10 protein-coding genes are annotated in these 14,495 nt (G+C 67.9%); 2 read left to right on the top strand and 8 right to left on the bottom strand.

Annotation, left to right across the window (positions count from 1 at the left end):
* Positions 1-15: 15 nt before the first annotated feature.
* A complete protein-coding gene (gene aroE / locus G6O54_RS28640; protein ID WP_250847145.1) occupies positions 16-1,599 on the bottom strand; it encodes a shikimate dehydrogenase in 1,584 nt (527 codons plus the stop codon).
* A gap of 57 nt (positions 1,600-1,656) precedes the next feature.
* On the bottom strand, positions 1,657-3,636 hold the full coding sequence (gene mutL, locus G6O54_RS28635) for a DNA mismatch repair endonuclease MutL (protein WP_165231270.1): 1,980 nt from the start codon (positions 3,634-3,636) through the stop codon (positions 1,657-1,659).
* Between the two features lie 298 nt (positions 3,637-3,934).
* Here mutL and G6O54_RS28630 point away from each other — a divergent pair, with 298 nt between their 5' ends.
* Both G6O54_RS28630 and G6O54_RS28625 read left to right on the top strand, forming a co-directional pair.
* Positions 3,935-5,311 carry an alpha/beta fold hydrolase gene (locus G6O54_RS28630; protein WP_165231268.1) on the top strand — a complete coding sequence of 459 codons (1,377 nt, stop codon included), beginning with the start codon at positions 3,935-3,937 and terminating at the stop codon, positions 5,309-5,311.
* A 485-nt stretch (positions 5,312-5,796) separates the two neighbouring features.
* Positions 5,797-6,333 (top strand): glycine cleavage system transcriptional repressor, encoded by a 537-nt coding sequence (locus tag G6O54_RS28625; protein WP_165231266.1) that lies wholly within the window; start codon positions 5,797-5,799, stop codon positions 6,331-6,333.
* Between the two features lie 6 nt (positions 6,334-6,339).
* On the opposite strand, the gene G6O54_RS28620 is transcribed toward G6O54_RS28625, so the two are convergent.
* The 6 genes from G6O54_RS28620 to rpsO form a co-directional block, all read right to left on the bottom strand.
* Positions 6,340-7,620, bottom strand: coding sequence for a serine hydrolase domain-containing protein (locus G6O54_RS28620; protein WP_165231264.1), 1,281 nt, complete (start codon positions 7,618-7,620; stop codon positions 6,340-6,342).
* A 63-nt stretch (positions 7,621-7,683) separates the two neighbouring features.
* Entirely contained in the window at positions 7,684-9,057 is a 1,374-nt protein-coding gene (locus G6O54_RS28615) for a sigma-54-dependent transcriptional regulator (protein ID WP_165231262.1), read from the bottom strand.
* A gap of 123 nt (positions 9,058-9,180) precedes the next feature.
* The gene (locus G6O54_RS28610) at positions 9,181-10,107 is read right to left on the bottom strand and encodes a hypothetical protein (protein WP_165231260.1); all 927 of its coding nucleotides are present in this window, start codon (positions 10,105-10,107) and stop codon (positions 9,181-9,183) included.
* Positions 10,108-10,152: 45 nt separating this feature from the next.
* Positions 10,153-10,944, bottom strand: coding sequence for a sensor histidine kinase (locus G6O54_RS28605; RefSeq protein WP_165231258.1), 792 nt, complete (start codon positions 10,942-10,944; stop codon positions 10,153-10,155).
* 84 nt (positions 10,945-11,028) lie between these two features.
* A complete protein-coding gene (locus G6O54_RS28600; RefSeq protein ID WP_165231256.1) occupies positions 11,029-13,338 on the bottom strand; it encodes a polyribonucleotide nucleotidyltransferase in 2,310 nt (769 codons plus the stop codon).
* Positions 13,339-13,707: 369 nt separating this feature from the next.
* Entirely contained in the window at positions 13,708-13,977 is a 270-nt protein-coding gene (gene rpsO, locus G6O54_RS28595) for a 30S ribosomal protein S15 (protein ID WP_165231254.1), read from the bottom strand.
* Positions 13,978-14,495 lie beyond the last annotated feature (518 nt).

Below are 14,495 nucleotides of genomic sequence, written 5' to 3'. Positions count from 1 at the left end.
TCACGGAATCTCGCGTCATTCTTCCTTGAGCGGCCCGAGCTTGCGTTTGAGCACGGCTCTCATGAGATCCAGGGGCGCGTCCTGCCCGGCGTATTGCTTGAACTGGAGGGCGGCCTGGCGGAGGAACATGTCGACGCCCGAGATCGTCACCGCCTGCCGCTCGCGGGCCAGCTTGAGGATCATCGTATGCTCGGGATGATAGACCGTGTCGAAGACGACGATCCCCGCGCGGGGGAACGCGGAGGGGGGGAGCGGTGTGTCATCGACATTCGGATGCATGCCCACCGGCGTGCAGTTGATGATCACGTCGGCGATCACGGTCGCCCGCTGGGACCAGGTCACCATCCGGCAGCCGATCTCCTCCGCGAGGCTCGTGGCCCGCTCGTCATGGCGGTTGGTGATCGTGACATGGGCACCTCGCCGGGACAGGCCGCGGGCGATGGATCGGGCCACGCCCCCCGCGCCCAGGATCAGGACCTGCTTGTCCACGAGGGGGCTGTCGCCCTCCACGCCTTCCACGCTCCCCATCCCGACCTCGAGCGAATCCATGGCCGCGCGGTAGTCGGTGTTGTAGCCGCGCAGCCTCCCGTCCTCGTCCACCAGGACGGTATTGCAGGCCCCCGTCCGCTCGACGGCGTTCTCCTTCTGCTGGAGCAGCGGGACGATCGCCTCCTTGTGCGGGATCGTCACGCTGAAGCCCTTGAGGCCGAGCCACTGCGTATCCTTGAGGAACGACTCGAGGCCGCCGTTGGGGACGAGGAACGGCACCAGCACCTTGTTCAGGCCCAGGTGTCGGAACGCCGCGTTGTGGATGGCCGGGCTGAGGCTCTGCTGGATGGGATCGCCGATGACCCCGTAGACCTCGGTCCGGTCGTCGATCTGGCGATAGTTATAGTCGTTCTTGAGCTCGTTGTACTGGAGCATCCCGGCGGCGAAGACGCGCTCCGGATTGATCCCCGCGTAAGTGAACGGCGAGCCCAGCCTGGCGCCCAGGACGCGGGTGAAGACCCCGGACTCGCCCATCGCGATCGGGATCGTCGGGAACTTGCCGGTCGTCCCGAGCTGGAGGACCCGGCAGGCGTCCGCGAGGCTGGTCGCATTGGTCGCGATCTTGACGATGTCGGGATCGAGCTTCTCGCACTCGTCGGCGATGTCCTGGAGCTCTGCGGGCGTACCCTTGAGGTTGTGGTAGCTGACGATCCGCTTGGTCTTGCCGAATCGGCGAATCTTGCCGGCGACGTCCTGCTCCAGGTCCACGTAGTCCACCCCCATCGCGATGGCCTCGCGGAGGAGCTGGAGCCGTCTGTCCTCGTTGCCGCGCCAGAGCCCGCCGTCGGACCCACGGCGGGCGGTGAAGACGACCGGCGTGGGCCGGTCCTGGAGGATCCGCTTCAGGTCCGGCTCGCGGCGGAGGCAGTCCATCCGGAGCTCGGCGAGTTCCGCGCCGGCCTTGGCCGCGGCCTGCCACTCCTCGATCAACGACGAGTGCCGTCCTCGCCCGATTGTCACGCAGATCATCGCCACGAGGCACCCCGCTCCGGAGAGACGACCGAAGGTGTTTCGTCGCACGCCGAGGGCCGGCGCGATGCGAGCTTCCATCGATCACGATTCTACGACACGCCGCCCCCGCCAGCAAAGGGGCGGGAGTCGATCCGCTCAGATCCGGCCGAACTGCTTTTCGAGCTCGGACTTGGTGAAGATCAGGGCCGTCGGCCGGCCGTGCGGGCAATGATGGGAGTCGGAGACGAGGTGACGGCGGGCCAGCAATGCGGCGATCTCCGCGGGTTCGAGCCGGTCGCCGGCCTTCACGGCGGCCTTGCAGGCGACCATGTGGAGGATCTCGGCGACGAGGCCGTCCGTCGTGGGCGGGATCGGGTTCGACTGGAGATGCTCGGCCAGGTCGCGAAGGAGCCGCTCCGGAGCGAGGTGACCGAGCATCGCCGGGGTGCTCCGTATGACGACCGTGTCCCCGCCGAATGCCTCCACCTCGAGCCCAAGCCCGGCCAGGACGTCCCGTTGCTCGAGCACCGCCGCCGCCTCGTCGGCGGTCAGATGGACGGGTTCCGGAACCAGCAGCCCCTGGGACTCGACCTTCCCCTCGGCCACCCGCAGGCGGAGCTCCTCGTAGATGATCCGCTCGTGGAGGGCGTGCTGGTCGATGACCATCATCCCTTCCGGAGTCTCGGCGATGAGGTAGCTGTCGTGGACCTGGATGGCCTTCAGGGACAGGTCCGGTGACGTGAGCGCCGGGTCGGCCGGCCTGCCGCCGCCGGCAACCGGCTCGGGGTCGAGAGGCGGGCGGGCCTCGTCCGATGGGGAAGCCCCCGACGGCGCCGGCAAGTCGGAAGATCGGCCGCCGCCGAACTCATCGAACTCGTCGCCCGATCCGAACTCGAACCGGCCCGGCAGCGATCGCGACCACTCCGGGGGCTCGATTCGGCCGACGGTGTCCGGGATGCTCGGCGACGTGGGCGGCGTGGCGGAGGGACGGCTGCCGTCGAACCAGGAGGCCACGGAATGCCGGTCGGGTGGACGGTCGAAGAGCGAGGGCGGCGTGCCGGTCGATGGAGCGGGATCGGTTGATTGAGTCGTCGCCGTCGCCGCCGGCGACGGGATGTCCTGCGCGGCCTGGAGCCGGGAATGGAGGTCGCTGCTCAGGAATGTCTGTCGAAGCGTCGAGAGGAGATGGCTGTAGACGCGCTGGGGATCGCGGAAGCGGACCTCGATCTTGGTCGGATGGACGTTCACGTCCACTTCCTCAGACGGGATCTCGAGGTGGAGGAACGCGACCGGATTGCGGCCAACCATCAGGAGTCCGCGGTACGCCTCTCCCAGGGCATGGCCCAGGGAGCGGTCCCGGACGTATCGCCCGCCCAGGAAAAGATACTGCCCCTTGTTGCTGGATCGGCTTTGCGAGGGATGGGCCACGTAGCCCCAGAGGTGGATGTTTTCGAGCCGTCCCTCCACCCAGAGGAGCGACTCCGCCAGCTCGCGGCCGAAGAAGGTGGCGATCCGATCGCGCATGCCCGTCACCGGAGGCAGGTCGTGGAGGATCTTGCCGCTCGAGCGGAACGTGAGGTGGACCTCGGGATGGGCGAGTGCGATCCGGAGGAAGGTCTCGGAAACATGCCCCGCCTCGGTCTGGTCCGACTTGAGGAAAGTCCGGCGGACCGGGACGTTGAAGAAGAGGTTGCGGACCTCCATGACCGTGCCGACGGGGATCCCGCACCCCTTGATGGGGCCGGCGATGCCCGCCTCGATCTGGATCTCCGACCCCTGGTCGGCGTCGGCCTGGCGGGTCTGGCAGCGGACCCGCGAGACCTCCGCGATCGCCGCCAGGGCCTCGCCCCGGAAGCCGAGCGTCTTGACCCGGTACAGATCCTCGACGTCCGCGAGCTTGCTCGTCGCGTGGGGCTGAAACGCCAGCAAGAGATCGTCGGGACTCATCCCGACGCCGTTGTCGGCGATCCGGACCAGGTCCTTGCCGCCCCGTTCCACGGAGACATCCACCCGCGTCGCCCCGGCGTCGATGGCGTTCTCGAGCAGCTCCTTGACCACGCTCGACGGCCGCTCGACCACCTCGCCCGCGGCGATCTGGTTCACGACCGACGGCGGCAACTGGCGAATCACACCCATCCCCTACCCTCCCCCACGGAAACGGCCGCTCATTGCATTTTACCCGCTGATCTGGTGTACAGAAAGATCGCGTAAGGATCCCGACGGTGGAGGCTGGGAACGAGATTCGGACCGGGATCTCATGATACTGGCCCCGTGGCGTCACGTACGGCCACGAGCCGGGAGGATAAGCTCGGGGGCTCCGATGCCGTCTGCAATGCGGCGGCCATGAGTCTACTCGCTCCGGAGATCCTCGGCGACTCCGCCGGCGTCCGGAGCGAGTCTCGAGCCAAGGCATCGTGCGGGAAGGAACAGCGACATGACTCGAATCGATCGAATGACAATCCTGGTCGTGTTGACGACGGTCACGCCCGCCGCGGTGCAGGCGGACGAGCTGAAACGATCGGCCTTCTTCGGGGCGAAGCTCGCCCCGCCCTCGGCCGAGGATCGGTCCCGGGCGAAGGTCGAGCGGGGAGGAGCGCTGATCCAGCAGGTCCTACCCGATTCCTCCGCCCAGGCGGCCGGCCTGCACGAGGGTGATCTCATCACGGGGCTGGCCGGAAAGCCCGTCGACGGGCCGGCCTCGATCGTGGCCGCCGTGGCGGCCCGGAAATCCGGGGAGTCGATCCGCGTCGAATGGTCTCGCAGCGGGGACAGGCTCGAGAAGGACCTGACGCTCCGCGAGCGGCCGCGCGAGCGCAGTGACGCCTTCGACGTGGTCTACGGATCGATCGCCGGGAAGTCCGGACGGCTCCGGACCATCCTGACTCGCCCCCGCGTCCCGAACCGGCGCCCGGCCTTACTCCTGATCCAGGGGATCGGCGGCTACTCGGTGGACACCGCCCTCGGCGGCCCGATGGGATACGCCGAGCTGATCGACGCGTTCACACGCAAGGGCTATGTCACGTTTCGAGTGGAGAAGCCCGGCCAGGGGGACAGCGAGGGCGGCCCCACCCGCGATGTCGACTTCGATACGGAGCTCGACGCCTATCGGCAGGGGCTGAAGGCCCTCCGCTCGCTCGAGTTCGTGGACGCGAGCAAGGTGCTGATCTTCGGCCACAGCATGGGTGGCGTCTGGGGGCCGTTGCTGGGGTCGGAGGGCGGCGTCAAGGGCATCGCCGTCTATGGCACGGTGACCAGGACCTGGCATGAGTACATGCTCGAGAACGTCCGCCGTCAGGAAGAGCTGGCCGGCGTCGACGCCGCGGAGCTCGACCGGCATGTGCGCCAGGAGGCCCTGATTCAGTCGCTCCTCCTCGCCGACGGACGCTCCGCGGAGGAGGTCGTCACGCGGCACCCGGAGATTCGCGAACGGATCGATTCGACCTGGCAGGACGGACGATACATGGTCGGACGGAGCCTTGAGTTCTTTCGCCAGCTCGCCTCGAAGGACATCGCGAAGGCCTGGGAACAGTTCGGTGGTCACGCCCTGGCCATCTGGGGTGAGTCGGACTACGTCTCGAGCCCCCTCGACCACGAGGCGATCGCGCGACTCGTGGACCGCGGTCATCCGGGGAACGGGAAGTTCCTCAGGCTTCCGGAGAGCGACCATGGGTTTGCCCGGATGCACTCGCCCGCGGAGAGCTTCGCCAAGGACCACACGCCCGGTGCGACGGGGGAGTTCAATCCGGCGGTCATCGATGCCCTGCTGAAGTGGGCCGACGAGGTGACCGGGCCCCGTGCGATTCTCCCCTGATGAGGCTCCCTCGTGGTGTGCCGCGGCCGTGACAATTTGCAGGAAGCCCGCCGAGGCGGCTGTCCCCGGCGCTCCCGGCCGCGGAGCATTTTCTACCCGAGATGACGATCGACGCGGTCCTCTGCGAGCTCCGCCGGGCCTTCGAGGCGTCGAGTCGCGAGGGGGGATCTCGCTGCACGACGATGTCATCGACGATCAGCGACTCCGTCAGCTCCGACCGCACCCTCGAGTCGTTGACCCGGTCTCCGGACCCGAGCTTCGCGATTCGAAGGCTCGGGGACTTCATGGACGCCGATGCCGCGAGCGAGACCATCGAGGACTACCGGGGTGAATTCGCTACCGACGAGATGGGGGACCACGGCGGACGCGCCGGATCAACCTCGTCGCGGCACCCTCTCTGGCGTGGCCGGTCGCACCTACCGGCGGCTATGATGGCGGAAGCAACACGGCCTCATCGACGAGCACCGCCAAAGGGAGATCGCCCCGTGAAGAAGACCTTCATCCTGACGCTGACGGGCCCGGACCGGATCGGCTTCGTCGAGGAAGTCACCCGGCTCCTCCTCGATCGGGGCGGCAACGTCGAGACCAGCCGGATGGCGCGGCTCGGCGGTGAGTTCGCCATCCTCGTCCTGCTGACGATCCCGACCGATTCCCTGCATGCCCTCGATTCGGACCTCTCCGCGCTCACCTCGCGCGGCTACAGGGTCACCAAGACCGCCGTGGAGCGCCCCGGCATCGAGGTTCGCGACGGCTGGCGGCCCTACCGGATCGCCGTCGAGGGCGCCGACCACGAGGGCATCATCAATGGCATCGCCCGTTATCTCTCCGAGCAGGGGATCGACATCGAGTCCGCCGACTCGGATTGCTCCCCCGGGGCGGAGAGCGGCGTCCCCCTTTTCTCCATGACCGCGCGGGTCCTCGTGCCGCCCGCGCACACGGGAGCGGGGTGGCAAGACGGGCTCCGTCAGATCGGGGAGAAGCAGAACGTGGACATCACGGTCGTCGAAGGCGGGCTGACCTGATCGGGATCACCGCTCGGTCTCCACCAGCGACTGCATCACGGCGGTCTCGAAGTCCGGGTGCATCGCCCGTCCGTTGGAGGTCTGGATCAACAGGACGGCGACGAGCTGCTCCTGGGGATCGACGAAGAAGTGGGTCCCGAAGGCGCCGTCCCAGCCGAAGCTGCCGGCCGAGCGGTAGGTGCCGATGGCGATCGGATCCTGGACGATCTCCACGGCGAAGCCGAAGCCCATGCCCTCGCCGCGGCCGATGACGTTGTGGAAGAGGTCGCCGACCTCGTTGGTGGACATCAACGCGACGCTGCGCGGACAGAGGACCTGGCCGCCATCGGAACGGCCGCCGTTGAGGAGCATCTGGCCGAAGCGGAAGTAGTCGGCGGCGGTCGAATAGAGGCCCGCGGCGCCCGAGGGGTAACTCCGGGCGAACACGAGGTCGTTGGGATTCGGCTCGAGTCCCTTGTCGGTCTTCCTGTAGACGGTCGCCATGCGGTCCTTGCGGCTGTCCGGGACGACGAAGGCGGTGTCCTTCATGCCGAGCGGTTCGAAGAGGTGCGTGCGGACGAACAGGTCGAAGGTCTGGCCGGAGGCGACCTCGACGATCCGGGCCAGGGTGTCGATGCCGGCGATCGGGCTGTAGTTCCATTTCGTGCCCGGCTGGAAGTCGAGCGGGAACTGCGCGAACCGAGGGGCGGCCGTGGCCAGCGTGTCCTCGGCCTTCGGCCAGTAGTCGCCCCCCTTCGGGGTCTTCATGCCCGGTCCGCCGGTAAGCAGGCCCGACGTGTGCGTGAGGAGATCGCGGACGGTGATCTCGCGGTCGGCCTTCACGAGCTCGATCTCCGTCGAGCCCTCCTTCGCGACGGCGACCTTCATGTCCCTGAATTCGGGGATGAACCGGGAGACCGGGTCGTTCAGCCTGATCTTACCCTCCTCGACCAGCATGAGCACGGCGACGGCCGTGACCGGCTTGGAGCAGGAGGCCATCTTGAAGATCGTGTCGACGGTCATCGGGGCCTTCGTCTCGACGTTTCGGACGCCGTGGGCCTCCAGATGGACGACGAACCCGCGGCGCGCGACGAGCGTCACCGCGCCGCTGATCTTGTGATCGTCGATCTGCCGCTGGACGGCCTCGTGGATCCGCTGGAGCCGCTCGGTCGAGACGCCGACGGACTCCGGCGTGGCCCGCGGCAGGATGTCCTGGGCGCCCGCCGACGGGTTCGGCAAGACGATCGACGCGGCGATCAGGCCGAGGATGCGGCAGTACGAGCTAGCCCGGGGCGGAGAGAGAGTCATGAGTGCTTCCCTTGGGGATGAATCGATGCGTCCTCTTGAGCCTCGTCGGCGACCCTCGCGGTCTCAGCCGCCGCCATACTCCTTGAGCTTGCGGTAGAGCGTCCGTTCGCCGATGCCGAGGATTCGAGCCGCCTCCTCGCGGTTGCCGCCGGTAAGCTTGAGGGTCTCGAGGATGTAGTACTTCTCGGTCTCCTCGAGCGACTTGCCGACGAGCGAATCGGCCCCCGGCGACGGGGCGAGAGACGGCGCGCCCGTCGAGACGGCCTGGAGGTCCTCGGTGAGGTCGTCGACGTCGATGACGCCGTCGGAGTCGATGACGACCATGCTCTCGACGACATTCCGGAGCTCGCGGACGTTCCCGGGCCACGAGTATTGGCGAAAGACCTTCCGGGCGGCCGGCGTGATGGCGGTGATCTTCTTCTCGTGCGAGGCCGTGAACTCCCGGAGGAAGTGGTCGATCAGCAGGTCGATGTCCTCCCGCCGCTCGCGGAGAGGGGGGAGCTTGATGCTGACGACCTTGAGCCGATGGTACAGATCCTGTCGGAAATCCCCCCGGGCGATGGCGTCGGCCAGGTCGCGATTCGTGGCCGAGATCAGGCGGACATTCACCTTGATGGGCTCGTTGGTGCCGACGCGGACGATCTCCCCATTCTCGAGGGCGCGGAGGAGCTTCACCTGCGTGCCCAGCGGGATGTCGCCGACCTCATCGAGGAAGAGGGTCCCGCCGTTGGCGTGCTCGAACCACCCCTTGCGCTCGCGGTCGGCGCCCGTGAAGGCCCCCTTCACGTGGCCGAAGAGCTCGCTCTCGAGGATGTTGTCGGAGAGTGCGGCACAATTGAGCGTGACGAAGGGCTTGTATCGCCTCGGGCCGTTGTTGTGCAGGGCCTTGGCCACGAGCTCCTTCCCCGTGCCGCTCTCGCCGGTGATCAGGACCGAGGCGGAGGTCGGCGCGATCTGGCGGAGGCGGGCGACCACCGTGTGCATGGCCGGCGAGTTGCCGATGACGCCTTCGAAGCCGAACTTCTCGTTGAGCTGCTTCTGAAGCTCGATGTTGGACCGCGCCAGCCGCTGGGACTGCGACGCCTTGTCCACGACGGTCCGGAGCTCGCCGATGTCGAGCGGCTTGGTGAGGTAGGTCGTCGCGCCGGCCTGCATCGCGGTCACGGCGGTCTTGATGGTGCCGTGCCCGGTCAGGATCACGACCTCGGCGTCCGGGAGCTCGCGCTTGGCCTTGGCGAGGATCTCGAGGCCGCCCACGCCGTCCATGATCAGGTCGGTGATGATGATGTCGAAGGTCTGCTCCTCGATGAGCTTCAGCCCCTCGCGACCGCTCGTGGCGACGACGCACTCGTAGCCGACGCGTTCCAGGCTCTCGGCCACGGCCTCGGCATGGGGCTCGTCGTCATCCACCACGAGGACGCGGATTTGATGGTCCATCGGCGGTCGCTTTCTCCCCGACACGGCCCCTCGAAGCAGGCCATTCTAGCGAGGCGGCAGGTCCATCACCAGGCGCGGGGATCGGGCGAGGACGGGCGCGTGTTGGTCACCGGCGGCTCGGATTCAGGCCGGGCCGCGGAGATGGCTGCGGAAGTCCTTGAGGCTCTCGCAGACGGCCGCGACCTTCACGAGGTCGTTGAGGCGCCGATCGTCTTCAATGGCGGCGAGCTTCGGCCGCACTGACGAGGCCCGGGCGCCGAAACGCGCGGTCAAGACTTCGATGATGCTCCCGACCCGAGTGGCATGGGCCGCCTCGCGGGCCGCCTCGCGGGCCGCCTCTTCGGCCTTGCGAGTGGCCTCCGCCGCGGCCTCTCGCATCCATTTTTCCTTGAGCTTGTCCAGGAAGGGCAACTCGAGCATGTCCTGTTCTCCCCCCAGCCAACGGAAGAGCCCTTCATCATCATATCGCAACCGCGCCAGGACCTGCGAGACCGCCAGCAGGTTCTCCCGCTCCTCCGGCGGCGCCTCGCGGTCGATCCGCTCGCGACAGCGACGGAAGAACGGCTCGGGCGGGCCTTCCATCTTGCCCAGCAAGGACCACGGCACGGCTCCCACGTCGCCGGACTCCAGCAAGCGGCCTGCGGGGATCGTCCAGAGCTCGACCACCCGCCAGCGGAGGTGCAAGCTGGTCCAGCCGCCGACGCTCTGGATCTCCGACTCCCGCGGCACCTGGACGCGGCCCTTCGGGCTGAGCACCACGACCACGACTTCCGGCAGGATCTTCCGATCGAGATAGACGAGGGCCGCGTCGCGGATGGCCTGCTCGGCGACCCTCGGCTCCGGATACGTCGCCATCTCCAGGACGAAGAGCCGCGGCTCCGACTCCCCTTCCAGCAGGGCCTGGATCAGGCTGTCGGGCAGGGCACGCGGCTGCACCACCTCCGATTGCAGCGCTTGCCATCGGACGATACCCACCACCCCGGCCAGGCGCAGGATGGCGTCGCCGTAATGCTGGATCAGCCACTTGCTACTCCGGTCGTAGTCGTGCATCGGCGCACCACGCGCCCTGGGCGGGACCGTCCCCGCTCGGGCGATTCAGCGTGACTCGGAAATCGGCAGCCGGATCGTGAACCGGGACCCCTTGCCCGGCTCGCTCTGGACCTCGATGGATCCGCCATGAGCCTCGACGATCTTCCGGGTCGTGGGCAGGCCCAGGCCGCTGCCGCCGGATCGCGTCGAATAGAACGCGTCGAAGATCCGCCCCAGGACGTCGACGGGAATGCCGGTCCCCGTGTCGGTGACCTCCACGATGACCGACGTCCCCTCGCGGCGAGAAGTCAGGATCAGCTCGCCCCCCTCGGGCATGGCGTGCTCGGCATTGAGCACCAGGTTGAGGAGGGCCTGCTTGAAGAGGTCGGCGTCGAGGGCGACCGGCGGCAATTCGGGCGCGAGGTGGGTCCGCAGCACGATGCCCTGAGTGGCGGCTTGCGGCTCGTAGAAGTCGCAGAGTTCCTCGATGACGAGGTTCAGGTCGGCCGAGGTCGTCTCGACCTCCTGGAAACGAGCGAAGCGGAGGAAGTTCTCCACGATGTCGTGGAGCCGCTGGACCTCGCGCTTGAGCCGCTCGACCCGCTGCTTGACGCGGCGGTCGCGCGGGGTCTCCGGCTTCTGGAAGTCCTCCGACAGGAGATCCAGGTTGAGCGAGAGGGTGGAGAGTGGATTCCGGACCTCGTGGGCGAGCCCGCCGGCAAGCTGGGAGATCTCCGCGTATTGCTGGCGGAGCCTCCTGGTGGCGTCGGACTCCACGTCGCGGTATTGCGAGTCGCCACCGGGGGTCGGGACGGCCGCCGCGCGATCGGAGAGTGTGCCGGCGAGGGAATCGGCCATCGGGGTAGCTCGATCGGTTTCGAGGGACGGATCGGACGACGGGCGGGCCCGGGGAGAGGACTCCCCGGGCCCCATGTGCTTCGATCAGGGCCGCGAGGGCCCGCGAGACGGGCCGCGGTCGCGATCCCGGTCGCGATCTCCGCCATAACCGCCGCCACCGCCGCCACCGGCCTGCGGGGGCCGACGCGGCGGGCCGCCCTGGGGACGATCGGGGGCACCGGCCGGGCGGGTCCGGGAGGCGAACTCGTCGACCTCGCCGCGCTCGGCCAGGGCGGCCTTGCGGGAGAGCTTGACGCGGTCCTGGTCGTCGACGGCGATCGCCTTGACGAGCATAGGGTCGCCCACGCGGCAGATGTCGGTGACGCTCGCCACGTAGCCGTCGGACAGCTCGCTGATGTGGACGAGCCCGTCCTTGCCCGGGAGGATCTCGACGAAGGCGCCGAAATCCTTGATCGAGGTGACCCGCCCCTCGTAGATCCGGCCGATCTGGACGCCCTCGGTCATCGCCACGATCTTGTCGCGGGCGGCCTCGGCGCCGGAGGCGTCGGAGCTGGACAGGGTGACGACGCCGGAGTCCTCGATGTCGATCTTGGCGCCGGTCTCCTCCTGGAGACGCCGGATCGTCTTGCCGCCGGGGCCGATGACGAGACCGATCTTCTCGGGGTTGATCTGGATCTGGATCAGCCGGGGGGCGTTCGAGGAGATCTCCTCGCGCGGCCGCTTGATCGCCCGGAGCATGGCCCGAAGGATCTCGAGCCGGGCCTCGTGGGCCTGCTCGAGGGTCTCACGGATGATCTCCTCGGTGATCCCCTTGTTCTTCAGGTCGAGCTGAATCCCGGTCACCCCGCGCTGCGTGCCGGCGACCTTGAAGTCCATGTCGCCGAAGTGGTCCTCGTCGCCGATGATGTCGGTGAGGAGGATGTGGCGGCCGGTGTGCTCATCCTGGACCAGGCCGATCGAGATGCCCCCGACGGGGTCGGAGATGGGAACTCCGGCGTCCATCAGGCTGAGGGTCGCCCCGCAGACCGAGGCCATGGAGCTGGAGCCGTTGGACTCGAGGATGTCGGAAACGACGCGGATCGTGTAAGGGAACTGCGCGGGGGTCGGCAGGATCGGGGCGACCGATCGCTCGGCGAGGGCACCGTGGCCGATCTCGCGGCGGCCGGGCCCGCGGATGGGCCGGATCTCGCCGACGGCGAACGGCGGCATGTTGTAGTCGAGCATGAACTTCTTGTGGAACTCGTCCATGATCCCATCGACCCGCTGCTCGTCCGCGGAGGTCCCCAGGACGGTGGTCACCAGGGCCTGGGTCTCGCCGCGCTGGAAGAGGGCGGAGCCGTGGGCGCGGGGCAGCAGGCCGACCTCGCATCGGATCGCCCGCAGGTCGCGGGGGCCTCGGCCGTCCGGCCGCCGGCCGTCGAGGATGAGCTCGCGGACGACCCTCTCCTCGACCGCGTAGAAGGCGGCCTTGATCCGCCCGGGGGTGACGGCTTCCTCGCCGCCGGCCGCGAGCGCGACGACCTGGCCCTGCCCCTCGGCGGGGATCAGGTCCTTGATGATCTGCTCGACCAGCGCCTTGGTCGTGGCGTTCCGCTCCTGCTTGAGGAAGATCTGCTTGGCCTCGCGGAGCTGGTGGCCGTATCGATCGTAGAGGAGTTGCCGGAGCGGATCGGCGGGGGTCTCGACGTGTTCCGGGATCGGCCGGCCCAGGGCCTCCAGGAGGTCGTACTGGAGCCCGATGAGCTCTTGGTTGAGCCGGTGGGCTTCCATGATGGCGTCGGCCATCTCGGGCTCGGGGAGCTCCTCGCCGAAGCCCTCGATCATGACGACGGCCTTGGAGGTGCTGGCGACGACGAGATCCAGGTCGCTCTGCTCGATCTCCTCCGCCGTCGGGAAGGGGATGAGCTTGCCGTCGATGCGGCCCAGCCGGACGGCGCCGATCGGGCCCTGGAACGGGGCCTTGGTCAGGAGCAGCGACGCCGACGCGCCGATGATGGTCAGGACGTCCGGGTCATTCTGGCGATCGGCCGAGATGGGCCCGGCCTGGATCTGGACTTCCTCGCGATACCAGTCCGGGAAGAGGGGCCGGATCGGCCGGTCGATGAGGCGGGAGGTGAGGATCTCCTTGGTGCTGGGCCGGCCCTCACGCTTGATGAAGCCGCCCGGGAACTTGCCCGCGGCGTAGGTCTTCTCGCGATAGTCGACGGTCAGGGGGAAGAAGTCCAGCCCCTCGCGGCCGGGGGCCGCCATGGTCGCCACCAGCGTCATCGTGTCGCCGATTCGCACGACGACGGCGCCACTCGCCTGCTTGGCCAGGAGGCCGGTCTCGATGCTGATCTTCTTGTCGCCGATCGTCCGTTCGACGGACTTTCGGGAAGTCACGTTGTTCGACATGGAATGCTACCTGCAAGGCCGCGCCTGCGGCCAGCAAAAGAAAATGGATGGGAAGCGGTCCTCGCAGCCTGCTCGATCCACCTCGCGACGCAACTTCGATGCGTTCGTGGGGGATTCCTCGAATCCCCTCGGGTGAATCACGGGGGAACATCCGGGAAGGGCTCTCGCACGTGCCCGGCCGGAGCGGAGCGGCCATGGCGAAGGACCGTGAAACTTGCTGTAAGGGGCCGGCTCGAATGGCCGACGGCGGGGGGACCTGATCGAGGCATCCCCGAAGCCGTCGAGACTCCCGGGACCGGCCTGACAGGGCCGTCGCGGCCGCCCGTTCGAGCGAGGCGCCGCGCGTGCCCTGGATCGGCGAGATCCGGATTACTTGCGGATCCCCAGGCGGCTGATCAGTTCGAGGTACGTCTTCCGATCATGCAGCCGCAGGTACTTGAGCAGGCCGGACCGCTTCGAAACCATCTTCAGCAGCCCTCGGCGGCTGGCATGATCCTTGGCGTGCGTCTTGAAGTGGTCGGTCAGGCCGTTGATTCGAGCCGTCAGGAGTGCGATCTGCACTTCCGGCGAGCCGGTGTCGTGCTCGCCACGCTTGAAGGTCCCGATGAGCTCCGTCTTCTTCTCCTTGGTGATCGCCATCTCTCTCCCCAACTGCGCGGCCCGTTTTCGTGGGCCAATCTCATTTGTGATCCAGCACCGCTTTAAGTGGTTCACAATAGGCGATTCCGCCCAGGAATTCAATCCCTCTCGGCCATCGATCGTCGCACCGGGAGAAAGTCCCGGACTGCAAGGTCTGAGCCCCGACACCCCTGGCGCCCAAGCACTCTATCTGGGTCGCCGCGTTGGAGCGCCTCCGAGCCGAATCAGCGACTTCCCCGGACGTCGCCGTATTTCGTGTACCAAGCCTCACCTTGCCCAGTCCTCGCAGACACCCGAGTTCAATCGCGACACCCTGAATGCCCGTGTCTCCTAACTCGCCTCTCCTTCTGGTGGATAAAGCGTTGGCCTTTTGATCCTCCCGGGCTGAATTCGACGCGCCCAGGCCGTCGAATCCCGGGCCCGTCCGACTCGGCACCCGGCGCGGTCGCGGATCCAGACCGGGAGAACGAGGCTCCCGCCGAGTCGAGCGGGGGCCGTGATCGCGCCGCGGCCCACGC

This window comes from Aquisphaera insulae (assembly GCF_011064615.1).
Lineage (GTDB): Bacteria > Planctomycetota > Planctomycetia > Isosphaerales > Isosphaeraceae > Aquisphaera > Aquisphaera insulae.
This window is presented reverse-complemented; position numbering and strand designations above follow the sequence as displayed.